The sequence below is a fragment of the Halanaerobium sehlinense genome, assembly GCF_055379485.1.
Map to the genome: position 1 here is coordinate 1119791 of NZ_AP042442.1, position 24934 is coordinate 1144724.

A 24934-nucleotide genomic window follows, 5' to 3' on the forward strand; every position below is an offset into this window, starting at 1 on the left:
AATATTATTAGTGCTATAATACATTTTAACTTATTTATACTATTGATTGCAAATCAGAATTGGAGGAGAAAATGGATCCTTTTACCTATATTAATTCTTTATCACTTTTTGGAAGTAAATCTGGCTATAACCCTGGCTTAGATAGAATAAAAGCTTTAGTTGATCATTTAGGAAATCCTCAGCAAAATTTAAATGTAATTCATCTTGCCGGCACAAATGGTAAAGGATCAACAGCTGCTATTTTAGAAAGAATTTATAGAGAGGCAGGCTATAAAACGGCTCTCTACAGCTCACCTCATTATTATCATTTTAACGAGAGAATTAAAATTAATGGTAAGGCCTGTTCCACTGTTGAGTTAGCTGAGATTTTAGCAGAAGTGAAAGAGGCAGCAGACTTTTTGAAAACTGAGGGTCATTTAGAACCAAGTTTTTTTGAAATTGTAACTGCAGCAGCTTTTAAAACTTTTCAGAGGCATGAAGCTGAGCTAGTTATTTTAGAAACCGGCCTTGGCGGCAGATTAGATGCTACAAATATAATAGAAAAACCATTGCTTTCTATTATTACTAATATAAGCTTAGAACATCAAAATATCCTGGGCGATAATGCAGCTCAGATTGCCTTTGAAAAAGCAGGAATAATCAAAAAAAATTCCAAAGTAATTACTGCTGTGGATCAAAAGGCAGCTCTGGCTGTAATTAAAGAAAAAACTTTAGAGAATAATTCTAAATTCATTGACCTCAGAGAAGAATATGATTTAATCAAAAGTAGTGGAGATTTAAGAAAAAATATAATAACTTTAAAGAGAAAAAATAAAAAAGAAGCAAGCTATCAACTTTCACTTTTAGGGAAACATCAAGCCTATAATACTGCTCTGGCTTTAAGAGCAGTAGAAGAACTAAGTTCTGATTTTCCTGCTGCTGAAGCTGAGATAAAAAGAGCTTTGAAAAACATTTACTGGCCGGGAAGGATGGAAAAGATAGCAGAAAAACCACTTGTTTTATTAGATGCAGCCCATAATCAGGCTGCTTTTAAAGAGCTGGTGAAGAATATTAATTATTCGAGTGCAGATTTTAATGATTTCCACTTAATCTTTTCAATTCTAAAAGATAAGGATCTGGATTCTATTTTAGATGAATTTTTAAATTTTAAATTGAAGCCAAAGTTTTATCTGGCTGAAAATGCGTCATTTAGAACAATAAAAATAGATAAGTTGACTGATAAATTCAAAGAGAGAAACTTTCAATATCAAAGCTTTAATAGTCTAGCTGAGGCCAGCAGTCAAGCCCTAAAGACAGCAGGGTTAAATGATTTAATTGTTGCGGCTGGATCTTTTAATACAACTTTTGAAGCCGGAATTGAAATAATGACAAAAAATTTAGGGGTGAAAAAAAGATGAATAAAAATGAGAAAGGTTTTTCTTTAATTGTGGTTGTTATTTTTATGTCAGTAGCAGCTTTATTTGTGGGCTACTTAATGGGAAGCTGGTTGATCTCCTTTTTAGTAGAAGATGATGCAGAAATTGCTGAAGGAGAGAGAAACAGCAGTGAAATTAGTCAGCAAAACATCTCAGAAAACCGGGATCAGCCTCAAAAAATAGATAACCAGGAAAATAATTTACCTGCACCCACACCTGAGGAAAGGAATATTGCATCTCAGCCAGCAGATACTGAAAACTCTGCAGCTGAAGATAATACTGATCAAAACTCAGATTCAGATGGAACTCAAACTGCTCAGTCCGGTTCTGAAGCTGTTCAAAATTCTGAAGTAAATAACATTGAGGGTGACTTCGCTGTTCAGATTGGAGCTTTTTCAAATTATAACAATGCTCTGTCAGTAAAAAGTAAGGTAGAAGAATTGGGTTATCAAATTTTAATTACTGACACCAGCCCTCATCAAGTTCAGGTAGTAGGTTATTCTTCTAGAAATGCTGCAGAATCAATACTTGAAGAATTAAAGTCAGAAGGATATAATGGATTCATAGTAGTTCGTGAATAAAATCTTTTTCTAATTTACTGTTGTTCTTATTTAACAATTAGTATATAATAATTATGGTTTGCATTCTAATATATAAATTTATAGCAAAATTTTCAAATTATAAATTTTTCTTAGAAAAAATATATAAGGGGTGAATTTTTATAGTGAAAGCGTTGACTTTTAAACAGGGTATCCATCCTAAGTACAATAAAGAATTGACAAAGGATAAACCCTTAAAAATTGCTAAAAGGCCTGAAGAAGTCATAATTCCAATAAAACAGCATATTGGTGCACCTTTAAAAGCACTTGTAAAAAAAGGTGATCAGGTTGATCTTGGTCAAAAGATTGCTGATGGTGATAGTTTTGTCTGTGCTCCTATTCATGCTTCTGTTTCTGGAACTGTAAAAGAGATTCGAAAGGTAACTGATCCAGGCGGAAATATTGTTGATGCAGTTGTAATTGAAGCTGCAGAGGAGGATACTCTAAATTCTGGTTTAGAAAAACATGAAAATTTAGATGGACTTGATGCTGAGGAAATTAGAAATATTGTTAGAGAAGCAGGAATAGTTGGTATGGGTGGAGCGATGTTTCCTACTCATGTTAAAATATCTATTCCGGATGATAAAAACGTAGATTATGTAATCTTAAATGGTGCAGAATGTGAACCTTATTTGACTGTTGACCATAGAGTTATGGTAGAAAGACCTGAAAGTATTGTTTTTGGTCTTAAAGCTTTAATGAAAGCAGCAGGTGCTCCAAAGGGTATTATCGGGATTGAAGATAATAAACCTGAGGCAATAGAAAGCATGCGTGATGCTGCTAAAAATGATGACAATATTGAGATTCAAGCCTTAGAAACTAAGTATCCACAGGGTGGAGAAAAAATGTTGATTGAGGCTCTAATCAGTAGAGAAGTTCCTGCTGGAGGTCTACCACTGGATGTAGGAGTTGTTGTTAATAACACTTCAACTGCAGCAGCAGTTGCAGATGCTATTAGAGATGCTAAACCTCTTTATGAAAGGTCAATTTCTATTACTGGTAGAGGAATTAATTCGCCTCAAAATTTAATTTTCCGAGTTGGAACTAGTATCGGAGAACTTATTGAGCAGGCTGGTGGACTTAAAGAAAATGCTGCGAAGGTTATTACAGGTGGGCCAATGATGGGTGCTGCCCAAAAGAGCCTTGATATTCCTGCAGTTAAAGGTACTTCTGGAATTCTTGTTTTGGTTAAGGATGAGGTAGAAGATTTTGAACCATCTCCCTGTATCAATTGTGCAAAATGTGTTGATGCCTGTCCAATGTTTTTAATGCCTACACAGCTCGTTGATTTTGCAAAACATGATATGGTAGAAGAATTAGAAGATTGGCAGGTATTAAGCTGTATTGAATGTGGCTCATGTTCCTTTGTTTGCCCGGCTAAAATACCTCTGGTACATCATCTGCGTCTTGGTAAGGCACAGGTAATGGCGAAAAAAAGAGAAGAGAATTAAGGAGGATAATCAATAATGAATAATGAATTAATTGTAACATCCTCACCACATGTCAGAGCACAGGATTCTGTGAAAAAAATAATGTGGTCAGTTGTTCTTGCCCTGCTGCCGGCAGTTTTTGCTGCGGTATATTTCTTTAAAGCAAGAGCATTATCTGTGGTTCTGACAGCTGTTGTTGGTGCGGTTTTAACAGAGTACATATTTCAAAAAGTTAGAAAAAAGAAGATTACTATTGAAGACGGAAGTGCAGTAGTAACTGGTCTGCTTTTAGCATTAACACTTCCTCCATCTATTCCGCTTTGGACAGCATTTTTTGGTTCAGTTGTTGCTATTGGACTTGGTAAACAGGTTTTTGGAGGGATCGGTCAAAATCCATTTAACCCGGCTCTGGTTGGTAGAGCCTTTTTAACTGCAGCTTATCCAGTATTAATGACTACCTGGACTGTAGATGGAGTTTCAACTGCAACACCTTTAAGTCAAATGAAAATGGATGGGATCGCAACTGATACCTGGAATCTTTTTGTTGGTCAGATTGCCGGTTCTCTAGGAGAGACATCAGCTCTGGCATTATTATTAGGTTTTGCTTATCTTTTATATAAAGGCTATGTTAACTGGAGAATTCCACTGGCTATGATAGGTACGGTTTTTGTTGGGACATTTGCCTTTGGTGCAGATCCAATTTTCCATCTTTTTGGTGGTGGATTAATGATTGGTGCCCTGTACATGGCTACTGATATGGTTTCCAGTCCTACAACTAAGTTAGGTCGCTGGATCTTTGGTATTGGTGCTGGCTTATTGGTAGTAATCATTAGACTCTGGGGTGGATATCCAGAGGGAGTAATGTACAGTATACTGCTGATGAATACCTGTGTGCCACTAATTGACCGCTACACAAGACCTCGTAGTTTAGGAGAGGTGAAATAAATGGAAAAAAATAGTATGAAAAATTTAATTTTAACTCTATCAATAATTGGTATTGTTTCTGCTTTAACTTTAACCTTTGTTTATGAGTGGACAACTCCTTATATTCAGGCTAATCAGGCTGAAGCTCAGAAAAAAGCTATCAATGAGGTACTTCCTGGTGTTGAAACTGTAGAAGAAGTCGAAAAGAACGGGGACATTTTCTATGAAGGTTTTGATGCAAATGGAAGCAGAGTTGGAGTTGCCTTTATTAATAGTGGTGGTGGCTACAATGGTGTGATAGAAATTATGATTGGTGTTAATTTAGAGCAGGATAAAATATATAAATTTAGTGTTTTAAACCATGCGGAAACTCCTGGTTTGGGTGCTAGAATTACCGAAGCCGAATTTAAGTCTAATTTTGAAGATAAAACATTTGCAGATTACACAGTTGTTAAAAATCCACCTCAAAAAGACACAGAGGTACAGGCAATTGCAGGTGCGACAATTTCTTCAGTTAGTGTTACCAGAATTGTAGAAAACGGCTTAGATAAAGTAACTGCAGCATATGGAGGTGGAAATTAATGTCTATTGATTTCAAAGAATTAATTCAAGATTTTACAAATGGTCTCTGGGCAGAAAACCCAATTATTAGATTAGTTATTGGGATGTGTCCAACTCTTGCTGTCACAAATACAGCTTCTAATGGACTGGCAATGGGTTTAGCAACATCATTTGTGTTGATTATGTCTGAAATAGTTATTTCAATTATAAAAAAGCTGATCCCAGCAAATGTGCGTATTCCAAGTTATATCTTGATCATTGCTACTTTTGTAACATTTACTGATTACTTTTTAAAGGCATTTTTTCCAGGGATTGCAGCATCATTAAGTATTTTTATTCCCCTGATTGTAGTTAACTGTTTGATCTTAGGACGTCAGGAAGCATTTGCTTCTAAAAATCCTACTCACAGAGCTATTGCAGATGGCCTGGGAATGGGAATAGGTTTCACCTGGGTTTTAACTCTTTTAGGAATAATTAGAGAAGTATTTGGTATGGGATCCGTATTTGGACTTCAGGTATTAGGAGAATGGTACCGTCCAATGGTAATTATGGTATTACCTGCTGGTGCTTTTATAACCTTAGGTATTCTGGTTGGTATTATGAATCAAATCAGCAGGGAGGGTAAATAATGGAAGAATTCACACAGATATTATTATTATTTATTAGTACTGTATTAATAAATAACTTTGTTTTGATTAGATTTTTAGGAATCTGTCCTTTTTTAGGAGTATCTAAACAGGTAGAAACAGCTTTCAGTATGGGTCTTGCAACAACTTTTGTTATGACTCTGACTGCTGCTGCAACCTGGTTGATTAATACTTTTATTTTAGAAGCTTTGAATCTACCATTTTTGCAGTATGTTTCCTTTATTATCGTAATTGCATCCCTGGTTCAGTTTGTAGAGATGTTTATTAAGAAAACAAGTCCTGTTTTATATAAAGCTCTTGGTATTTTCCTTCCTTTAATTACAACAAACTGTGCAATTATGGGATTAGCTTTATTAATCCCTCTAAATGGCTACAGTTTTATTGCTAGTGTAGTTTTTGGTTTCGGAGCTGGAGTTGGTTTTACTTTAGCAATTGTATTAATTGCTGGTTTGAGAGAAAAATTAGATTTTGGCGATGTGCCTGGAGTATTAAAAGGTGTGCCTATTACCCTGATCGTTGCAGGTATTATGGCTATGGCTTTTATGGGTTTCTCCGGTCTCATCTCAATGTAGTGGAGGTGGCAGTAAATTAAATGAATCCAACATATTTATATTCTTTACTTAGTATGGGGGGCATTGCTGCAGTATTAGCTGCAGGGCTTGGTTTTGCCTCAGTACACTTTAAAGTTGAACAGGATCCAAGAGTGGGCAAAGTAAATGATGCTCTGCCGGGTGCTAACTGTGGTGCCTGTGGTTATGCAGGTTGTAGTGCTTTTGCAGAAGCAGTTGTTAATGGAGAAGCTCCAGTTGGTGGTTGTCCGGTTGGTGGAGATAAAGTATCTTCAAATATTGCTGATATCATGGGTGCTGATGCAGGTAGTTCAAACAAGGTTGTTGCTGAATTATTATGTGGTGGTGGAATTAAAGAAACCACTAAATCAGGAAAATATCAGGGAATTAAAACCTGTAAAGCAGCAAATTCAGTTAATGGTGGCGAAAAAGAATGTCAGTACAGCTGTTTAGGTTTTGGTGATTGTGAAGTAGTCTGTCCTTTTGATGCTATAGAAATGAGCGAAAATGGTCTACCGCAGATAAACTATGATAAATGTACAGGCTGTGGTAAATGTGTAGAAGAGTGTCCCCGTAATGTTCTTTTACTGGCACCTCTTTCAGGTAAAACACATATCAGATGTTCATCTCATAACACAGGTAAAATTGTTCGTAAAACCTGTGAAGTTGGCTGTATTGGCTGCAGTCTCTGTGCGAGAACCTGTCCGGTTGATGCAATTGAGATGCAGGATAATTTAGCAGTTATTGATTATGAAAAATGTGTTAACTGTGGCAAATGTGCAGAAGTTTGTCCAACAGGAACAATTGAATTTCAGGGTAAAATGATAGAAAAAGTTGAAATTAATGATAACTGTGTCGGCTGTACTCTTTGTGCAAGAGCCTGTCCTGTTGATTGTATAGACGGAGAAGTTAAAAAACTGCATGAGATTGACCAGGAAAGATGTATCCAGTGTGGGCTCTGTTTTGAAGCCTGTAATGTAGATGCAGTTGATCTCTATTATAAAGATGAAGATTAAAAGACAGCATTAAAATTATAGGAATTCAAAACCCGTTCTTGTTTTAAGAACGGGTTTTTTCTTAAGCTTTAAATTGTGGACATCAGACGTTAAAGATGTTAAAATATATAGTAATGGTAGTAAAAAAGAAATATGTGGTGAATATAATTGAAAATAACTGATATTTTAACATTTTACGATAAAATTTTAATCATTTTTGTAATAATTTTGGCGCTGGCACTATTAGTAATTCCTTTTTATATTTTCAGCCCAGATTCAGAAGCAGAATTAATCCTCAAGGTGCAGCAAAATGATGAGTTGATTAGGACAGTTGCTGTAGCAGATAGCTATGAGGAGCCAATAATTTTTGAGGTAGAAGGGCCAATTGGGATTCATATTATTGAAGTCAACCAGGGCAGAGTGCGTGTTTTAGAGGCACCTGCAGCTGACCCACTCAAAATTTGTGAAAAAACAGGCTGGATTGATCGGGAAGGGCCAATTATTGTCTGTGTGCCGAATTCTTTGAGCCTCTGGCTGGAAAGTTCAGACTCAGACATAGATGGGATGAGCTGGTAAAATGAAAAAAACTAGAAAAATAGTGGTAATTTCATTATTAATATCCCTAGGTCTTGTTTTGCACTTAGTAGAAAGTTTTTTTCCTCTAAGTGCTGTTGTACCAGGAGCAAAGCTGGGTCTGGCCAATATTGTTTCATTAATTGCAATTTCGCTGTTTGGTTTTCCAGCAGCTTTTCAGGTTGTAATTTTTAGGGTTATACTGGGTTCACTGCTGGCTGGAACTTTTATGACAATAAATTTTTATTTAAGCTTTAGTGGAGGAATATTAAGCTTTATTTTGATGTATCTTGCTTATTACTTTTTCAAAGATTATTTTTCTTTGATTGGAATCAGTATTATTGGAGCTGTTGCTCATAACACTGCTCAAATTACAGCTGCTTATTTAATAATATCTAATTTAGGAATATTTTATTATCTGCCGTTTTTAATTTTACTTGCCCTACCAACTGGATTTGGGGTTGGCTTGGTTAGCTATTTTACTCTTAAACATTTGCCATTTTCAATTACTGGAGGTAATTTTTAATGATTAAAAAAGCAAATAAGGTTACAAATAATTTGAAACTTGTTTTAGCATCTGCTTCTCCGCGGAGAGAAGATATATTAAAGAAATTAGATTTGAAATTCACAATAGTACCTTCCAAAATTAATGAGGAAGAATTTAAAAATGATGATCCAATTGAACTGGTAAAAACACTGGCCTTAGAAAAAGCTAAATCAGTTTCTAATCTGGTAGAAGATGCATTAGTGATAGCTGCAGATACTGTAGTAGTTTATGATCAGCAAATACTGGGCAAACCAGAAGATGAAGAGGCAGCTAAAAAGATGCTGAATACTTTAAGTGACAATCAGCATCAGGTGATTACTGGAGTTGCAGTTTTAAATTCACAAAACAAAGAAAGTTATGTAGAGTATAATATAACTGATGTTAAAATGACAAATATGACTGAAAAAGAAATTAACAATTATGTAGATACAGGTGAACCAATGGATAAGGCTGGCTCTTATGCCATCCAGGGTTTTGGGGGTCTTTTTGTTGAAGAAATAAGTGGCTCATATCATTCAGTTATGGGTTTGCCAATCCATCAACTGGCAAAGTTATTAGATAAATTTAACTATGGAATCCTATAAGAGAAAGGAGCTAATTTTGATGGATGGTCTTCAGACCAATTTTACCATCAAAGAACTACCAGCAGAGGAAAGACCAAGAGAAAAGCTTTTGAAAAAGGGGAGTAAATATTTATCAACAGCAGAACTTTTTGCTTTAGTTATTAGAACTGGAAATCGAGAAAGGACTGCAGTTGAGTTGGCCCAGGATCTGCTCAACTTTTGTGGAGGTTTGAAAGGGCTTCAGGACCTAAGTTGTGAAGAACTGCAGCAGATCAATGGTATAGGAAATGCCAAAGCTGCTCAAGTTAAAGCTGTAATTGAACTTAGTTCTAGAATAACATCTATAAAAAACGAGCAGAAAGATTTGGTGAGTAATCCGCTTCAGGCAGCAGAACTTTTGGCTGGTGAAATGAGATTTTTAAAACAGGAAGTGCTGCGGGTTATACTTTTAGATGTAAAAAATAAGGTGATTGCTGTGCCTGAAATTTCTCGTGGTGGTCTCTCAAGTTCTATTGTTCATCCTCGAGAAGTTTTTAAAGAGGCGATTAGACGCAGCAGTGCCGCTATGATATTGGTTCATAATCATCCCAGTGGTGATCCAACTCCAAGTGCTGATGATGTAAGCATTACCAAAAAGCTGGTTGAAACCGGAAAAATTATTGGGATCGAAGTAATGGATCATATAATTATTGCTGGTGATAAGTATTTAAGTTTTAAAGAAAAGAGTTTATTTTAATTTTTATATAGATATAATTTTGACAGAAATTTAATTTAAGTTTTTAATCTAAAGTTTTATATAATTTGAAAGGGGTTTAAGTAAATGGTTTTTAAATTTTTAAGTGCACCATTCTCAAGGGATATGGGTGTTGACCTTGGGACAGCGAACACATTAGTTTATATTAAAGGAAAAGGAATTTTAATTAGAGAGCCTTCTGTAGTTGCTCTCAAAAAAGATAAACAGGAAGTACTTGCTGTAGGTGATGAAGCAAAGAGAATGATTGGTAGAACACCTGGCAATATTATTGCAGTGAGACCTATGAAAGATGGAGTAATTGCTGATTTTGATGTTACAGAATCAATGCTCCGCTATTTTATAACCAAGGCTCATAAGAGGAGCAGAATGGTTCGACCTAGAATAATTATCTGTGTTCCATCTGGAGTAACAGAAGTTGAAAAAAGAGCTGTGATTGATGCAGCTGTTCATGCTGGGGCCAGAGAAGCTTATCTGATTGAGGAGCCTATGGCAGCAGCTATTGGTGCCGGTTTACCGGTTCATGAACCAACAGGAAACATGATTGTTGATATCGGTGGAGGAACTACCGAAGTTGCAGTTATCTCTTTAGGAGGAATTGTAACCAGCCGTTCAATTAGAATCGGTGGGGACGATATGGATTCTGCTATTGTGCAGTATGTTAAAAGAAAGTATAATCTAATGATTGGTGAAAGAACTGCTGAAGAAATTAAAATAGATATCGGGGCTGCTTTCAGTGATAATCCTGAAGGTGTTAAAGAAATTAGGGGACGTGACCTGGTTAGTGGACTTCCAAAAACTATAGAAATTAATGGGGCTGAGATTCAGAAAGCTCTGGAAGAACCAGTTGTAAATATTATTGATGCTGTTAAAATGACTCTGGAAAAAACACCACCTGAATTAGCATCAGATGTTATGGATCGAGGAATAATTTTAACCGGTGGTGGAGCTCTACTGCAGGGATTAGATAAGCTATTAATTGATCAAACTCAAATGCCAGTCCATATTGCTGATGAGCCATTAGACTGTGTTGCAAAAGGAACCGGTATGGCTTTAGAAGAAATTGATTCTTTGAAAAAGATTTTAATTACACCCAAAAAACTTTCATAGGGGGTGTACCTGTTGTTTAACTTTAACAGGAATACATTAATTACAGCTGTAATAATAATTTTAATAGTTTTATCAGTAAGCTTTATTTACTTTACAGAAATAGATCTACCATTATTTAACTGGTTAAGTGATTTATTATATAACCTGATCAGTCCAATAATAAATATTTTGCATCAATTAATAGAAAGTATTAGAGATTTCTTTATTACTTTATTTTCGATTGATGAGGTAAACCAGGAACTGAAAACTTTAAGACAGAAAAACAGTGTTTTAGAAAGACAGATTCTTTTTTTAGAAAATATCAACAGAGAAAATAAAAGATTAAGAGAACTGCTTGATTTTAAAGAGAAAGTTGATTATGAGATGATTGGAGCTGAAGTAATTGCAAATTCTCCTTCAATTTGGGAAAAAACTATTACAATAAATCGCGGCAGTAGAAATGGTTTAGAACCGAGAATGCCTGTTATAAGTTATCAGGGATATTTGGTTGGAAGAGTAGAAAATGTTGGTAGTAATTCTGCCCAAATAAGACTAATCACCGACCATAATTTTGTTGTGGGAGGAATCATTGCTCGGACTGATTCACGAGAAATTGGATTGGTCAAAGGGAGCGGCAGAGATGACAAGCCAAATATAATGGACAGCATAGCCTGGGATGCAGATTTAGAAACAGGAGATGTAGTTTTGACCTCTGGTTTATCAAATAATTTTCCCCCTGGCTTAAAAATCGGTAAAGTTGCAGAAGTTGAAACAGACAATTATGGTCTTTCCCAAAAAGCTGATATAGATTTATTTATGCATCAGATAACTTTAGAAGAGGTTATGATCATCAAAAACTTTAATTCTAAAATTGCTGTTCAAAATGATCAATTAGAAAACGAAGCTGAAATTAATGCAGATGAGGAAAGTGAAGCAAATGAAGGAAGTTCAGAGAGTGAAGAAAATTAGAAGCATATATTTAACAATGGAGAGTTTAAATTGAAAAAATATTTATTTAATATTTCAGTACTTATCTTTCTTTTGATTTTTCAGCTGACAATACCTGTATTTTTTCCATCTTTAGTTTTAATACCTGATTTCATCTTAATTTATGTAGTGATCAGAGCTATTGTTTTTGGGGCACAAGATGCTATGATTTATGGTGCTTTTGGAGGTCTGCTTCAGGATGTTTTTATAACATCTTTTATCGGTCTTTTTATCCCCGTCAAAACAGCAGTTGCCTTTTTATCAGCTCTGCTGTCAGGTAGATTTTTTCCAGAAAATTTATTGATTCCACCACTCGGTGTTTTCTTAGCCACAATAGTTCACGAGTTATTATATTTACTTTTAAAAGAAAACTACTTATTTGCAGCAGATTATTTAAATTTGCTTAAAGAGATTATTTTGCCTCTGGCAGCTCTCAATTCACTGATCACCTTCTTTGTTTATTTAATTTATTTTTTCTGGGGAAGGCGTGATTTAAGTGGACAGACATAAAATTATAAGAATAATAATTATTATAATCTTTGCCATTTTACTGTCTAGATCCGCCTATTTACAGCTTGTAAAGGGTGATTATTATTATGAACTTTCAGAGGGGAATCGGATTTCTGTTAGACCAATTAACGCACCTCGAGGTAGAATTTATGATCAACGAGGAGAAATAATTGTTTCAAGTAAGTTGAGTTACAATCTTTATTTAATGCAGAATGAAATTCCTCCGACAGGCTCAGCTGATCAAATACTACATCAGCTTTCTACTATCAGCAGTTTAGCTGAATCACGTCTGTTTCAAAACTATAATAACTCTGAGGTTAATACAGCTGTAGAACCAATACTTTTAGCCCGCCATTTGAGTAAAGAAGATATGGTGATTATTGCAGAAAACAGAGATATTCTGCCAGGATTATTAGTTAAAGAGTCTTCAATGAGAGATTATATCTATCCTGAAAAATTAGTTCATACTACCGGCTATATTGGAGAAATAAATGAAGAAGAGTTAGTTTCATTTAATGAACAGGGATACAACTATCGAGGTGGAGATTTTGTAGGTAAAAGTGGACTCGAAAAAGAATATGAGTTTTATTTAAATGGAAAACGCGGTGCTGAACAAATTGAGGTTAACAGCAGAGGACAAAAGATTAAAACAATAGGAATCAAAAACCCAGAAGCGGGTAGTGATTTAATCTTAAATATTAATTTTAAACTGCAGGCAGCAGTGGAGAAATTATTAGAAAAAAACTACACTGAATTACGGGATTTAGCTGCTGAAAATGAAGATAGATCAGCACCTACAGGAATTACTGCGCTGGTGATGGATATTGATACCGGAGGTATTTTAGCTGCAGTTAGTCTCCCGGATTATAATTTGAATTTATTTGCTAAAGGAATTAGCAGCAGTGATTATCAGGAATTAATTAACGATCCTTTACGTCCGATGATCAACCGTAATACAATGACTGCTGTCCCACCAGGTTCAATATTTAAACTGGTAACAGGTACGGCGGCAATGGAGGAGTTAGGAGTTAGAGCAAATACAAGCTTTTATGATTCTAACGGTGCTTTTTATATTCCTAATTGGTCCAGGCCTTTTAGAAACTGGAACCCGGTTGGAGAGGGTAAAATAGATTTTGTCAAATCAATAGCCCGCTCTAATAACGTTGTTTTTTATGAATTAGGTTATGAATTATATAAGGAATTTAAAGGTGAAAAACTGGCTGAATATGCCCGAAAATATGGACTAGGCACTAAAAGTGACATTGATTTACCTTCAGAAAAAAGTGGTCTGGTACCTGATGACAGCTGGAAAAGAGAAAATTTAAATCAGGGCTGGTATCCTGGTGATTCAGTTAACTTATCAATCGGTCAGGGGAGTTTATTAACAACCCCGGTTCAAATTGTGTCTTTAATTTCTACAGTTGCAGCAGAAGGAGTTTCTTATAAGCCACAGCTGGTAAAAGAAATTAGAGGAGCAGACGGAGAAACTATAAAGACCTTTGAACCCGAAATAAATATTGACTTGAGGAATGAAATTGATAGTAATGTTTTTTCTGCTTTAAAAGAAGGAATGCACGATGTTGCAAATAAAAATTATGGTACTGCATCCCGCCATTTTAATGGTTTTCCTCTTAAAGCAGCTGGTAAAACCGGTACTGCTCAAACAGGGGGAGCTAATCACGGTTGGTTTGGCGGCTTTGCGCCTTATGAGGATCCACAGATTGCAGTTGTAGTTTTTATTGAAAATGGTGGCTCAAGTGCATATTCTGTTCCAATTGCCAGAGAAATTATGGAATATTATTTTGGCTTTAAAAATTATAATAATAATAAAGATAAAGTATACTATTACAGTAGAGAAGACGAGAATTAACAATTAAGACTGTTTAATTACTTGGCTAATTTAGTTTTAAACTGTTTAATCCAGTATTTTAATTATTAAAGGCAGGATTTTCAATTTTATTAAAGAATATATTAAAAAGTGTTTAAATGAGGAGAGATTTTATGGCTTCTGTGTTTTCTTTTCAGGCAGTTTCAGACGGAATTGTTATGAATTTCAGAGATGGCAGTACTTTTGGCAGTATTAAAAAGGCTGTTAATCTTCATGCTGCTGAAGCTTCTGATTTTTTTACAGGTGTTAATTTGTACTTGAATTTAAGTGGACTTGAATTGGCTTATGAGCAGCTGGAAGAACTGATGCAGATTGTTAAAAAATATAATCAGGTTAATAAAATTTATTTTACGGCAAAAAAAATAGAGGCAGAAGAAAATAATCTTGAAAGCAGTTCTGAAGCAGTTATTATTAATCGAACTCTTAGATCCGGTCAAAGAGTAAAGCATCAGGCTAATGTTGTTATTGTTGGTGATGTAAATCCAGGTGCAGAAGTAATTGCTGGTGGAGATATTATTGTTTTTGGAAGATTAAGAGGTGTTGTACATGCTGGAGCTGGAGGTAACAAAGAAGCCCAGGTGGCTGCTCTTAAGCTGGATCCAACTCAGCTGAGGATAGCATCATTTATTGCAAGATCTCCGGATGATAATGACAGCTCAAAACTTCAGGCAGAAAGAGCTTTTATAGAGAATGATCAAATTATAGTAGAAAAAATTTAGTTATAAATTCAGGGGGGGATGAAATTTGGCAGGCAAGACAATTGTTATCACATCAGGTAAAGGTGGAGTAGGAAAAACTACTTCTTCAGCTAATATTGGTACTGCCCTGGCAATGCAGGGTAATAAAGTTTGTTTAATTGATGCCGATATTGGTCTTAGAAATTTGGATGTTGTTATGGGTTTAGAAAATAGAATTGTTTATGATATTGTTGATGTAGTTGAAAACAACTGCAGACTTGAGCAGGCTATGATTAGAGATAAACGTTATGATGGTTTATATCTATTACCAGCGGCTCAAACAAGAGACAAAACATCTGTCACTCCTTTTCAGATGCAGGAGCTGATTGGAAAATTAAAAGAAGATATGGATTATATTGTTGTTGATTCACCAGCTGGAATAGAGCAGGGTTTTAAAAATGCAATTGCTGGAGCAGATAGAGCTATTATTGTAACAACTCCAGAAATTTCAGCTGTCCGTGATGCAGACAGAATTATTGGCTTATTAGAAGCTGAGGGTTTGCGTGATCCAGAAGTTATTATAAATAGAATTAGAGCAGATATGGTTGACCGTGGTGATATGATGGGTATTGATGATATGATAGAGATACTCGCTATTGATTTAATAGGTATTGTACCGGAAGATGAAGGTATTGTAGTTTCAACCAACAAAGGTGAGCCTATTGCTATCAATGATAAGGCAAAGGCAGGTCAGGCATATAGAAATATTGCCCGCAGAATTATGGGCGAGGATCTACCAATGATGCCTTTAGAAAAGGACAGTTTTATAACCAGATTTAAAAAATTGGTTGGTTTATCTTAATATAAGGGGGGGAGTAAAATCGATATATTAAAGTGGCTCGGTCTCAAAAGTGATGATAAAGATAAAAAAAGTAAAAGTGTAGCAAAAGAAAGATTACAATTTGTACTTGTTCAGGATAGAGTAAAATTAACTCCAGATGAAATGGATGCAATGCGTGACGAATTAATAGGTGTTTTAAGTAAATATATAGATGTCGATTCTCAAAAAATTGAAATGGATGTTAAGCGAGAAGATGACATGACAGCCTTAGTTGCGAATTTCCCCCTCAAAGGTTCAAAATAGAGGGGATGCACCATTATGAATTGGAATAAAAAATTCCTGCGGTATCTAAATTTTAATGTACCCTTTGCTGTGATACTCCTGATTATTATTGGCTTTATTAGTATTAGTTCTGCTGTAGAAATTAATCAGGTAGATAGTGGTGCATTAAGATTTTTACAAAAACAGGCAGTCTCAGTAGTGCTGGGGCTGCTGGTAGTTTTTATTCTGCAGGCTTTTGATTATAAGATTTTTAAGGAATATGCAGTTATAATTTATATTTTTATGCTGGCACTTTTGACTGCAACCCTATTTTTAGGAAGAGGAGTTTCAGGTGGAGCTCACTGGATAGGTATTGGTAGTTTCAACCTGCAGACTTCAGAATTATCTAAAATAATGCTGATCTTAGTTTTGGCTGCTGTCATTGACAATAATTCTGATGATATGGGTTATTTAAAAGGGATGTTTTTACCATCAATTGTTGCTTTTATACCTTTTACCTTAGTAATTTTACAGAATGATTTGGGTACAGCTTTGGTTTTGTTTTTTATTTATCTGCTGATGCTTTTTGCCGGTGGAGGTAATTTTAAATATATGGCATCTGTTTTTGGTGGAGGTTTTTTATTTATTGTTTCACTGATTACAGCCCATGTCTTTTTTAATACTCCCCTGCCTTTTTTAAAAGAATATCAGCTGAATCGATTAATTGTTTTTATTAATCCCAATATCGACCCTCATGGCAGCGGTTATAACATTATTCAATCAATTATTGCTCTGGGTTCAGGTCGAACATTTGGAAAAGGACTTTTTGCTGGAACTCAAAATCAGCTTAATTTTTTACCCGAAAAACATACTGACTTTATATTTTCAGTAATCGGGGAGGAGTTTGGATTTATAGGAGCAGCAGTTGTAATTCTACTCTTTTTATTTTTGCTCTGGCAGTTTTTAAATATTGCAGAAAATGCAAGAGATAGATATGGTTATTTGGTTATGGTTGGTATTATTGCCATGTTTTTATTTCACGTGCTGGAGAATATAGGTATGACAATGGGTATTATGCCAATAACCGGTATACCATTACCCTTTATCAGTTATGGAGGAACATTTATGTTGACTTCGCTGACTGCAGTTGCAATAGCAATAAATATAAATTTAAGAAAAAATAAATTGATGTTTTAAGATGAGGTGGTTTTTTGCAATATAAAGAAAAAATTATAGAAAATTTATATAAAATATCCAGTCCGGAAAGATATACCGGTAATGAATGGAACTCTATCAATAAGGACTGGGATTCAGAAAGATTAAAGGTAGCTTTAGCTTTTCCAGATGTTTATGAGATTGGAATGTCTCATTTAGGGCTCAAAATTTTATACCATTTAATTAATAGAGAAGATAATATGCTGGCAGAAAGAGTTTATGCTCCCTGGCAGGATATGGAAGATTTGATGAGAGAAGAGGAAATTCCTCTTTATACTCTTGAATCTTACCATGAAATAAAAGATTTTGATATTTTAGGTTTTACTTTACAGTACGAAATGAGTTATACAAATATTCTAAATATGCTGGACTTGAGCGGCCTTTCGATTTATGCTTCAGAGCGCGGAGAAGAAGATCCTTTAATTATAGCTGGGGGTTCAACAGTTTTTAATTCTGAACCAATAGCAGAATTTATAGATTTATTTTTTGTAGGAGAGGCAGAGTCATTTATTATAGATCTTTTAAATAAGTATAAAGATTTAAGGGCTCAGGGATTAAAGAAAGCCAAAATTCTAAAAAAACTAAACAAAATACCTGGCATTTATGTTCCTTCACTCTACAGTGAGGACTATGGTGATCAGGGTGAGATTTTAGCTTTAAATTCAGCCCCAGGCGAAAAAGAAAGAGTCAAAAAGCAGGTTGTTCAAAATTTAGATCAGGCTTTTTATCCAACTGATTTTATAGTACCCTACCGGGATACAGTGCATGAAAGAGTAGTATTAGAAATTTCTCGCGGCTGCACCAGAAGCTGCAGATTTTGTGCTGCAGGGATGGCTTACAGACCTGTTAGAGAAAGAAGTGTTGAAAGGTTAATGGATCTGGCTGAAAAAGCATTGAAAGCAACAGGTTATGATGAAATTTCTTTAACTTCTCTAAGTACGGTTGATTACACAGAAGCTAAAAAATTAGTGCAGGCGATGACTGAGAGATTTAGTGATCAGATGATCAGTGTTTCTTTATCTTCACTAAGGGTAGATAAGTTTTCAGTTGAGCTGGCAGAAGAAGTTAATAAGGTTAGAAAAACTGGCTTAACTTTTGCTCCAGAAGCTGGGACCCAGCGCCTAAGAGATGTAATTAATAAAAATATTAGTGAAGAAGATATTTATTCAGCAGCAAGATCCGCTTTCGAAAATGGCTGGTCCAAAATAAAATTATATTTTATGATTGGGCTGCCAACTGAAACTATGGAAGATGTCAAAGGTATTGCAGAAATGGCAAAAAAAATTAGAAATATAGGTCAGGAAGTACGGAAAAATACTAAAAAAAGAATGCGCAGGATTGAAGTTTCTGTTAGTGTATCAACATTTGTGCCTAAGGTTTTTACACCATTTCAGTGGCATCAAATGGATGATATTGAGACAATTATCCAGAAACATGATTATTTACGAGACAATATAAAAGGCAGAAGCTTTTCTTTTAGCTGGAATGATCCCGAACTCTCAAGACTGGAAGGGGTTCTAGCCAGAGGTGACAGAAGACTTTCGGCAGTAGTTGCATCAGCCTGGGAAAAAGGAAGCCGTTTTGAAGGTTGGCATGAGTGTTTTGAACCCAGAATTTGGGGAGAAGCATTTAGAGAAAATGATATCCAACCAGAAGATTATTTGAGAGAAAGAGGAGAAGAAGAAATTTTCTCCTGGGAGAAATTAGATATTGGCATTCCAAAATCATTTTTATTAAAAGAATATAAAAATGCCCATCAGGAAATTTTAATAGATGACTGCAGATTTGCTGACTGTCACGGCTGTGCGGTTTGCGGTAATTTTGAAGTTGATTTAGAGTTGGTAGGTGGAAAAAAAGATGAATTATAGAATTAAATTTGCTAAGCTGGAAGATTTAATGTATATTTCGCATTTGGAAGTTATTAAAACTTTAAGAAGAATTATCAGGAGAGCGGGACTGCCGGCTGCTTTTTCTCAGGGCTATAATCCCAGAATTAATCTGGCAATAGGGCCACCGCTTGCTGTTGGTTTAATCAGTAAGGGAGAGTATTTTGATCTTGAGTTAGAGCAAGAGCTGGAGCCTGAGAAACTGCTGGCAGACTTAAATTCTGCCTCAACTGAACATTTAAAATTTCTAAATGCGGCAGCAGTACCTGATGATATTAGATCACTGTCATCTCTTTTAGATACTGCTATTTATACAATAAATTTTGAATATTCTGCTGAGAAATCTTTAGAAGAAGAAAAGGATATGTTAGAGAAGTTTATGGCACAACCAGAGATTATGATTATTAGACATCGGAGAAAGAAATCAGACAGGAAGATTGATTTAAAGAAAAGAATATTTTCTGCAGAGATTATAGATAATAACAAATGGAAATTTGCAGTTGTAACAGGAAGTAGAGGAAATGTTAGGCCTGAAGAACTTAATAGAGCTTTAAGGGAAATGTTTCCTGAAGTTAAAGGCTTTTCACCTTTACAGGTTATAAGAGAGGGAGTTTTTGTTAGAGATGGAGAAGACTTTTACCCTCCCTATGCAGAAAAATTCATCGGGAGTTGAAATAGATGAGCAGACAAATAATAATTAATTCGGAATATAGAGAAAGAAGAGCAGCTTTATTAAATAATAATTCTTTGGAAGATCTTTTTTTCGAAAGAGATACTTACCATAAAATTGCCGGGAATGTTTATCGAGGCAGAGTTCAGGATGTACTACCTGGAATGCAGGCTGCTTTTGTTGATATTGGAATTGCCCGCAATGCTTTTATTCATTTAAATGATTTATACCCAATTTTAAATAATGAGCAGAAAAAGAAGTTGAGCAAAAAAGAATTAAATGTAAAGCATGTTTTACAGCCCGGACAGTGGTTGATGGTCCAGGTTGTAAAAGAGCCAATGGGTACCAAGGGAGCAAAAGTAACCTGTAAGATTTCTATACCAGGTAGATTTTTTGTTTACATTCCTTCTGATAATAAAATAGGAATTTCCCGCAGGATCAATGATGATGGTGAGCGCGGACGTCTAAAATCAATAGCTCTGGATTTAAAAAATGGTAAGGAAGGCTTAATCATTAGGACAAATGCCAGGGATGAGAGCTATACAAAGCTGCAAAATGACTATAATTTTTTATCCGGTACCTGGAAAAGAATTCGCAATGATTTTTTCAAAAAAAATGATATAGATATTTTATATCAAGAAGAAGATTTGCTTAAAAATTTAATTAGAGATTATTTAGATGAGAATATAGATCGAGTAGTAGTAGATGATAAAAAAGACTATCAGCGCTTAATTGATTTAACTTCAGTTTTTGCACCAGATTTAAAAAATAGAATTGCGCTTTATCAGCGGAATATACCTATTCTGGCGGCCTATAACATTGAGAAAGAGATAGAAAGCCTGCTGCAGCGAAAAGTCTGGCTTAAATCAGGTGGATATCTGGTTATAGATCAAACTGAGGCGCTGGTTTCAATCGATATTAATACAGGTAAATTTACCGGCAAGAAAAATCTGCAGGACACAATTGTTAAAACAAACAAAGAAGCAGTTGCCGAAATTGCACGTCAAATTAAACTGAGAGATATTGGTGGAATTATAATCATCGACTTTATTGATATGAATAATCAATCAGACCAGCAGTCTGTAACTGATCTTTTAGCAAATGAGCTGGCAAAGGATAGAACTAAAACCTCTATTTTAGGTTTTACCCAGCTGGGACTGCTTGAAATGACCAGGAAAAAAGTTAGAGAAGGATTTGGTTCTCTCATGCAGAAGGATTGTCCTGTCTGTGGAGGAACTGGTAAGGTTTTATCTGAGTCTACAGTAGCTATGAAAGTTATTCGTAAAATCGATGAGATCACGAGCCGGAAGAAATATCCTGCTGTTTCTTTAGAGCTGCATCCGGAAGTAGCTGCAGTTTTAATTGGGGCTGGAGGCGAAAAACTGCAGGAGCTGGAAGATAAGTTTGGGATAGATATTTTTATCAGCGGCAATGCAGAGCTTAAATACGAAGATATGATAATTGAAAAAGGAACAAAGGAAGATCTTCAGCCAGAGGTTTTAGATTTAGACGCTGGTGATAGAATTACAGTTAAAATTGAGGATCAGCATGCCAGTAATGAAAATGCAGGAATTGCAAGAATTGATGGTTATATAATTATCGTTAATGGTGCCGGGAATATGGTGGAAAATGAAGTAGAGATAATCATTGATGATATGCATCGAACTTATGCTAGAGCCCATCTTGCTTAATTATTATAAAAAATTTATATTTTTTAGTTAGTTGATTAAATAAAAGCTAATCATTTGAGTCATTTCCTTGACTATAGTAGTGATTTATGCTAGAATTTATATCTGGAGTTATTTATCCAGCCTTCATTTTGAAGGTGCCAAAACCGCACGGTACAGGTAGTAAAATCTCTTGAAATAAAGGGTGCCTCATCCGGCGAGTCTGAGGTAAGGGAGGTGTAACATATAATGTACGCAATTATTAAAACTGGCGGTAAACAGTACCGCGTTGAAGAAGGTCAAATCTTAAAAATTGAAAAGCTTTCTGCTGAGGAAGGCGATAGTGTTGAATTTGATCAGGTTTTAGCTTTATCTGATGATAATGGTTTTAAAGCAGGTTCTCCAATGATCGAAGGAGCTTCTGTTAAGGGAAAGGTAATCGAACAGGGTAAGAATAAGAAGATTATCGTTTTCAAATATAAGCCAAAGATTAGATACCGCAAGAAAACCGGTCACAGACAGCCTTACACTAAAGTTTTAATCGAAGACATTAATGCTTAATTTTATAAATGTAAATTAGCAGAAATATTAGCTTTAAGCTAATATTTAACTTTTAAATATTTTAAAAAATTTATTTTCTAAGGGGGTGGAGTTAAATGTCCCAGAAGAAGGGTGTTGGTAGTTCCCGGAATGGTCGTGATAGTGAATCGAAACGACTTGGTGTTAAGGAATTCGACGGCGAATTCGTAACAGCTGGTAGTATTTTAGTACGTCAGAGAGGTACTAAGTTCAAGCCAGGTTTAAATGTTGGCCGTGGTAATGATGATACTTTATTCTCCAAGGTTGACGGTTATGTTAAATTTGAAAGAAAAGGTAAGAAAAATCGTCAAATCAGTGTGTATACAGAAGATCAGGTAGCAGCTATTGCTAACTAATATTATTGTATAATATCCCTCAGTGCTTTAGGTGCTGAGGGTTTTTTAATGAATATTTTTTTAAGATTAAGGGAAAATAAAAATTAATAGAAAATAAACTTGCAAAATGGAGGTGAAGAAGATGTTTATAGATGAGGTAGAATTTAAAGTAAAAGCAGGTGATGGTGGTAATGGTGTTGTCAGTTTTCGCCGGGAAAAATATATTGATCAGGGAGGACCTGATGGTGGAGATGGCGGAGATGGCGGCAGTATAATCCTGAAGGTTAATGAAGGAATGAATACTCTAGCAGATTATCGCTACAACAATATCTACAAGGCTGACCGTGGTCAAAATGGTCAGGGGAAGAAGATGCACGGTAAAAATGGTGAAGATACATTACTGGATGTTCCACCAGGAACCATGGTTTATGATGCAGATACGGAGCAGTTTCTGGCTGATTTGAAAGAGGCAGGAGATCAATATGTAATTGCTGAAGGCGGTAAAGGTGGTAAAGGTAATGCTAGGTTTAAAAAGTCTACCCGTAAAGCCCCTCGTTTTTCAGAAAATGGTGCCAAAGGTGAGCTGAGAAAAGTCAGACTGGAATTAAAGGTGCTGGCAGATGTAGGCTTAGTTGGTTATCCTAATGTAGGTAAATCAACTCTAATTTCACAGGTTTCACATGCTAAACCTAAGATTGATTCTTATCATTTTACAACCCTGCATCCAAATTTAGGTGTTGTAAAATATGGTGAATATCAGTCTTTTGTTATGGCAGATATTCCAGGTATTATAGAGGGAGCACATCAGGGAACAGGTTTAGGAGATGAGTTTTTAAAGCATCTGGAACGAACTAGATTACTTGTTCATGTAATTGATGTTTCCGGAATTGAAGGAAGAGATCCTTTAGAAGATTTTGAAACAATTAATAATGAGCTCAATAAATATAACGATTATTTAGCTTCTTTAGAACAGGTAGTTGCTCTAAATAAGATAGATCTAGAAGAAGGAAGACAAAATATAGAAACTGTTAAATCAGAACTAAATGATCGCGGTTATAGTGTTTTCCCTATTTCAGCAGTAACAGGTGAGGGTTGTAAACCACTAATTTATCATTTAGGTGAAAGACTGCAGGAACTGCCCGAAAGAGAACTGGCTAAGGAAGAAGAGGTAGTAATTAGGCCTGATTTTGTAGATGAACTCTATCTGGAAAAGCTGAATAAAGATAAATTTGAGGTCAGAGGAACACTGCTGGACTCATATCTTGAAAAAACTGATTTTAATAATGATGCAGCAGTCCAGAGGTTAATGAGAGTTTTGAAACATTATGGGTTGAATGAAATGATGGAAAAAGAAGGAGTCAAAGAAGGGGACACTGTTGTAATCGGTCCTTTAGAATTTGATTATGTTGAATAAAATAGATTTATTGTAATATCAACAGCAGCTTAGTTATAATTTAAAAGACAAAAAATTAATATAAAGAATGATCTAAAAATAATGGAAAAAGAAAGAAGGTGTGATAATGTTAACAGGAAAAAATAGAAGTTATCTTAGAGGAGAAGCAAATTCTCTGAATCCAATAGTTCATGTTGGAAAAGATGGGATAACTGAATCTGTGATCGAACAGCTTGATGAAGCCCTAGAAGACCATGAACTGCTGAAAGTTAGAATCCTGGAAAGTACAGGTAGAACAACACGTTCTGCTGCTGAAGAACTTGCTACTGCAACTGGATCAGAAGTGGTTCAGGTAATTGGAGGTATTGCCGTATTCTTCCGTCAGCGAGACGAAGATTCTAATTTTAAACTTTAACTAAATATAAAACCCGGGGGAGAGCTTCACAGGGAGGAATTTATATGCCAAAAGTAAAGATAATTACAGATAGCTGTTCAGATTTACCAGCAGAAATCGTTGAAGAATATGATATAGAATTTTTAAATATTGAGGTTAATATAAATAATCAGGTATATTATGACCGCTTTGACCTGCAGCCGCAAGAATTTTATCAATTAATAGAATCCGGAGATGAGGTACCTAAAACTTCAAGAATAACTCCAAATAAATTTAAAGAAACTTATCAGAAAGCTCTAAAGAATTATGATCATGTATTAGTTATTGCTTTTTCTTCAAAATTAAGCGGTATTTTAGAGTCAGCCGTTATTGCCAAAAAAGAGTTAAATAGTGATCGAATTACGATTATTGACAGTAAGGCTGCATCTATTGGTCAGGGTCTTCTGGTTTATCAGGCAGCTAAAATGTTCAAAGATGACAAAACAGTGGAAGAAGTAGTAAGTGAAACTATAGAAGCTGCTTCTAAACTGGAGCACGTTTTTGCTGTAGGAGATTTAGAAATGTTAAAACGCGGTGGCAGGATTTCTAAGACAAAGGCTGTGATGGCAAATGTCTTGAATATTAAACCGATTCTTCACATTCTTGATGGAGAAATTTTACCCTATGATAAGATAAGGGGTAAAAAACGAATGATTTCTTATCTAGTAAATGAAGTAGAAAAAAATGCAGATCGACCCAACTCACAGGTGATTGCTTTAACTCATTCAAAAAACAATAAATTTGTTTTAAAATTAAAAGAAGAGCTTGAAAATAAATTTAAACCTCAGGAAATCTTGATAAGTGAGATGGGAGCAGCAGTTGGTTCACATGCTGGGCCTGGTTCACTGGCTGTTGTTTTTAAAAATAGTGAAAAAATTGCTGAACCAGAGGTATATTAGTATCTGATTAAGCTAAAAGAAAAGTGTGGT

28 protein-coding genes and 1 other annotated feature are annotated in these 24934 nt (G+C 35.3%); all 28 genes read left to right on the plus strand.

Features of this window, described 5'->3' with window-relative positions; translation table 11 throughout:
• The first annotated feature begins 71 nt into the window (after positions 1 to 71).
• The 28 genes from ACZ446_RS05405 to ACZ446_RS05540 all read left to right on the plus strand — a co-directional run bounded on the left by ACZ446_RS05405 (position 72) and on the right by ACZ446_RS05540 (position 24904).
• The gene (locus ACZ446_RS05405) at positions 72 to 1397 is read left to right on the plus strand and encodes a bifunctional folylpolyglutamate synthase/dihydrofolate synthase (RefSeq protein ID WP_464394099.1); all 1326 of its coding nucleotides are present in this window, start codon (positions 72 to 74) and stop codon (positions 1395 to 1397) included.
• A complete protein-coding gene (locus ACZ446_RS05410) occupies positions 1394 to 1996 on the plus strand; it encodes an SPOR domain-containing protein (RefSeq protein WP_464394100.1) in 603 nt (200 codons plus the stop codon). Before ACZ446_RS05405 ends, ACZ446_RS05410 begins: the two co-directional genes overlap by 4 nt.
• A gap of 143 nt (positions 1997 to 2139) precedes the next feature.
• Positions 2140 to 3465 carry an electron transport complex subunit RsxC gene (rsxC, locus tag ACZ446_RS05415; protein ID WP_464394101.1) on the plus strand — a complete coding sequence of 442 codons (1326 nt, stop codon included), beginning with the start codon at positions 2140 to 2142 and terminating at the stop codon, positions 3463 to 3465.
• Positions 3466 to 3480: 15 nt separating this feature from the next.
• Complete coding sequence (locus ACZ446_RS05420) at positions 3481 to 4389, plus strand: RnfABCDGE type electron transport complex subunit D (protein ID WP_464394102.1); 909 nt, start codon at positions 3481 to 3483, stop codon at positions 4387 to 4389.
• Positions 4390 to 4950, plus strand: coding sequence for an RnfABCDGE type electron transport complex subunit G (locus tag ACZ446_RS05425; RefSeq protein WP_464394103.1), 561 nt, complete (start codon positions 4390 to 4392; stop codon positions 4948 to 4950).
• Positions 4950 to 5558, plus strand: coding sequence for an electron transport complex subunit RsxE (rsxE, locus tag ACZ446_RS05430; RefSeq protein WP_464394104.1), 609 nt, complete (start codon positions 4950 to 4952; stop codon positions 5556 to 5558). The genes ACZ446_RS05425 and rsxE overlap by 1 nt, the downstream gene beginning before the upstream one ends.
• Positions 5558 to 6148 carry an electron transport complex subunit RsxA gene (gene rsxA, locus ACZ446_RS05435; RefSeq protein ID WP_464394105.1) on the plus strand — a complete coding sequence of 197 codons (591 nt, stop codon included), beginning with the start codon at positions 5558 to 5560 and terminating at the stop codon, positions 6146 to 6148. The genes rsxE and rsxA overlap by 1 nt, the downstream gene beginning before the upstream one ends.
• Positions 6149 to 6168: 20 nt before the next feature.
• Positions 6169 to 7161 carry an RnfABCDGE type electron transport complex subunit B gene (locus tag ACZ446_RS05440; protein WP_464394106.1) on the plus strand — a complete coding sequence of 331 codons (993 nt, stop codon included), beginning with the start codon at positions 6169 to 6171 and terminating at the stop codon, positions 7159 to 7161.
• Positions 7162 to 7308: 147 nt separating this feature from the next.
• On the plus strand, positions 7309 to 7716 hold the full coding sequence (locus ACZ446_RS05445) for a NusG domain II-containing protein (protein ID WP_464394107.1): 408 nt from the start codon (positions 7309 to 7311) through the stop codon (positions 7714 to 7716).
• A 1-nt stretch (position 7717) separates the two neighbouring features.
• Positions 7718 to 8239, plus strand: coding sequence for a Gx transporter family protein (locus ACZ446_RS05450; protein WP_464394108.1), 522 nt, complete (start codon positions 7718 to 7720; stop codon positions 8237 to 8239).
• The gene (locus ACZ446_RS05455; RefSeq protein ID WP_464394109.1) at positions 8239 to 8844 is read left to right on the plus strand and encodes a Maf family protein; all 606 of its coding nucleotides are present in this window, start codon (positions 8239 to 8241) and stop codon (positions 8842 to 8844) included. Before ACZ446_RS05450 ends, ACZ446_RS05455 begins: the two co-directional genes overlap by 1 nt.
• A 19-nt stretch (positions 8845 to 8863) precedes the next feature.
• Positions 8864 to 9559 (plus strand): RadC family protein, encoded by a 696-nt coding sequence (gene radC / locus ACZ446_RS05460; protein WP_464394110.1) that lies wholly within the window; start codon positions 8864 to 8866, stop codon positions 9557 to 9559.
• Positions 9560 to 9643: 84 nt separating this feature from the next.
• Positions 9644 to 10684 (plus strand): rod shape-determining protein, encoded by a 1041-nt coding sequence (locus ACZ446_RS05465; RefSeq protein WP_464394111.1) that lies wholly within the window; start codon positions 9644 to 9646, stop codon positions 10682 to 10684.
• Between the two features lie 12 nt (positions 10685 to 10696).
• Positions 10697 to 11632, plus strand: coding sequence for a rod shape-determining protein MreC (gene mreC / locus ACZ446_RS05470; RefSeq protein ID WP_464394112.1), 936 nt, complete (start codon positions 10697 to 10699; stop codon positions 11630 to 11632).
• Between the two features lie 30 nt (positions 11633 to 11662).
• Positions 11663 to 12160, plus strand: a complete 498-nt coding sequence (gene mreD / locus ACZ446_RS05475) for a rod shape-determining protein MreD (protein WP_464394113.1) — start codon at positions 11663 to 11665, stop codon at positions 12158 to 12160.
• Entirely contained in the window at positions 12147 to 14030 is a 1884-nt protein-coding gene (gene mrdA / locus ACZ446_RS05480) for a penicillin-binding protein 2 (RefSeq protein ID WP_464394114.1), read from the plus strand. Before mreD ends, mrdA begins: the two co-directional genes overlap by 14 nt.
• A gap of 131 nt (positions 14031 to 14161) precedes the next feature.
• Positions 14162 to 14767, plus strand: a complete 606-nt coding sequence (gene minC / locus ACZ446_RS05485; RefSeq protein WP_464394115.1) for a septum site-determining protein MinC — start codon at positions 14162 to 14164, stop codon at positions 14765 to 14767.
• 25 nt (positions 14768 to 14792) lie between these two features.
• Positions 14793 to 15587 (plus strand): septum site-determining protein MinD, encoded by a 795-nt coding sequence (minD, locus tag ACZ446_RS05490; RefSeq protein ID WP_464394116.1) that lies wholly within the window; start codon positions 14793 to 14795, stop codon positions 15585 to 15587.
• Between the two features lie 24 nt (positions 15588 to 15611).
• Entirely contained in the window at positions 15612 to 15869 is a 258-nt protein-coding gene (minE, locus tag ACZ446_RS05495; RefSeq protein ID WP_243833666.1) for a cell division topological specificity factor MinE, read from the plus strand.
• Between the two features lie 15 nt (positions 15870 to 15884).
• Complete coding sequence (gene rodA / locus ACZ446_RS05500) at positions 15885 to 17024, plus strand: rod shape-determining protein RodA (RefSeq protein ID WP_464394117.1); 1140 nt, start codon at positions 15885 to 15887, stop codon at positions 17022 to 17024.
• Between the two features lie 14 nt (positions 17025 to 17038).
• Entirely contained in the window at positions 17039 to 18910 is a 1872-nt protein-coding gene (locus tag ACZ446_RS05505) for a TIGR03960 family B12-binding radical SAM protein (RefSeq protein WP_464394118.1), read from the plus strand.
• The gene (locus tag ACZ446_RS05510; protein ID WP_464394119.1) at positions 18900 to 19601 is read left to right on the plus strand and encodes a TIGR03936 family radical SAM-associated protein; all 702 of its coding nucleotides are present in this window, start codon (positions 18900 to 18902) and stop codon (positions 19599 to 19601) included. Before ACZ446_RS05505 ends, ACZ446_RS05510 begins: the two co-directional genes overlap by 11 nt.
• Before the next feature lie 5 nt (positions 19602 to 19606).
• The gene (locus ACZ446_RS05515; protein ID WP_464394120.1) at positions 19607 to 21289 is read left to right on the plus strand and encodes an Rne/Rng family ribonuclease; all 1683 of its coding nucleotides are present in this window, start codon (positions 19607 to 19609) and stop codon (positions 21287 to 21289) included.
• A 131-nt stretch (positions 21290 to 21420) separates the two neighbouring features.
• Positions 21421 to 21500: a sequence feature (ribosomal protein L21 leader region), on the plus strand.
• A gap of 14 nt (positions 21501 to 21514) precedes the next feature.
• On the plus strand, positions 21515 to 21826 hold the full coding sequence (rplU, locus tag ACZ446_RS05520) for a 50S ribosomal protein L21 (protein WP_464394121.1): 312 nt from the start codon (positions 21515 to 21517) through the stop codon (positions 21824 to 21826).
• A 95-nt stretch (positions 21827 to 21921) separates the two neighbouring features.
• Positions 21922 to 22200: a 50S ribosomal protein L27 gene (rpmA, locus tag ACZ446_RS05525; protein ID WP_073159088.1), complete on the plus strand. Its 279-nt coding sequence runs from the start codon at positions 21922 to 21924 to the stop codon at positions 22198 to 22200.
• A 121-nt stretch (positions 22201 to 22321) separates the two neighbouring features.
• Entirely contained in the window at positions 22322 to 23593 is a 1272-nt protein-coding gene (gene obgE, locus ACZ446_RS05530; protein ID WP_464394122.1) for a GTPase ObgE, read from the plus strand.
• A gap of 106 nt (positions 23594 to 23699) precedes the next feature.
• A complete protein-coding gene (gene yhbY / locus ACZ446_RS05535; protein ID WP_089719477.1) occupies positions 23700 to 23987 on the plus strand; it encodes a ribosome assembly RNA-binding protein YhbY in 288 nt (95 codons plus the stop codon).
• Positions 23988 to 24031: 44 nt separating this feature from the next.
• Entirely contained in the window at positions 24032 to 24904 is an 873-nt protein-coding gene (locus tag ACZ446_RS05540) for a DegV family protein (RefSeq protein WP_464394123.1), read from the plus strand.
• Positions 24905 to 24934 lie beyond the last annotated feature (30 nt).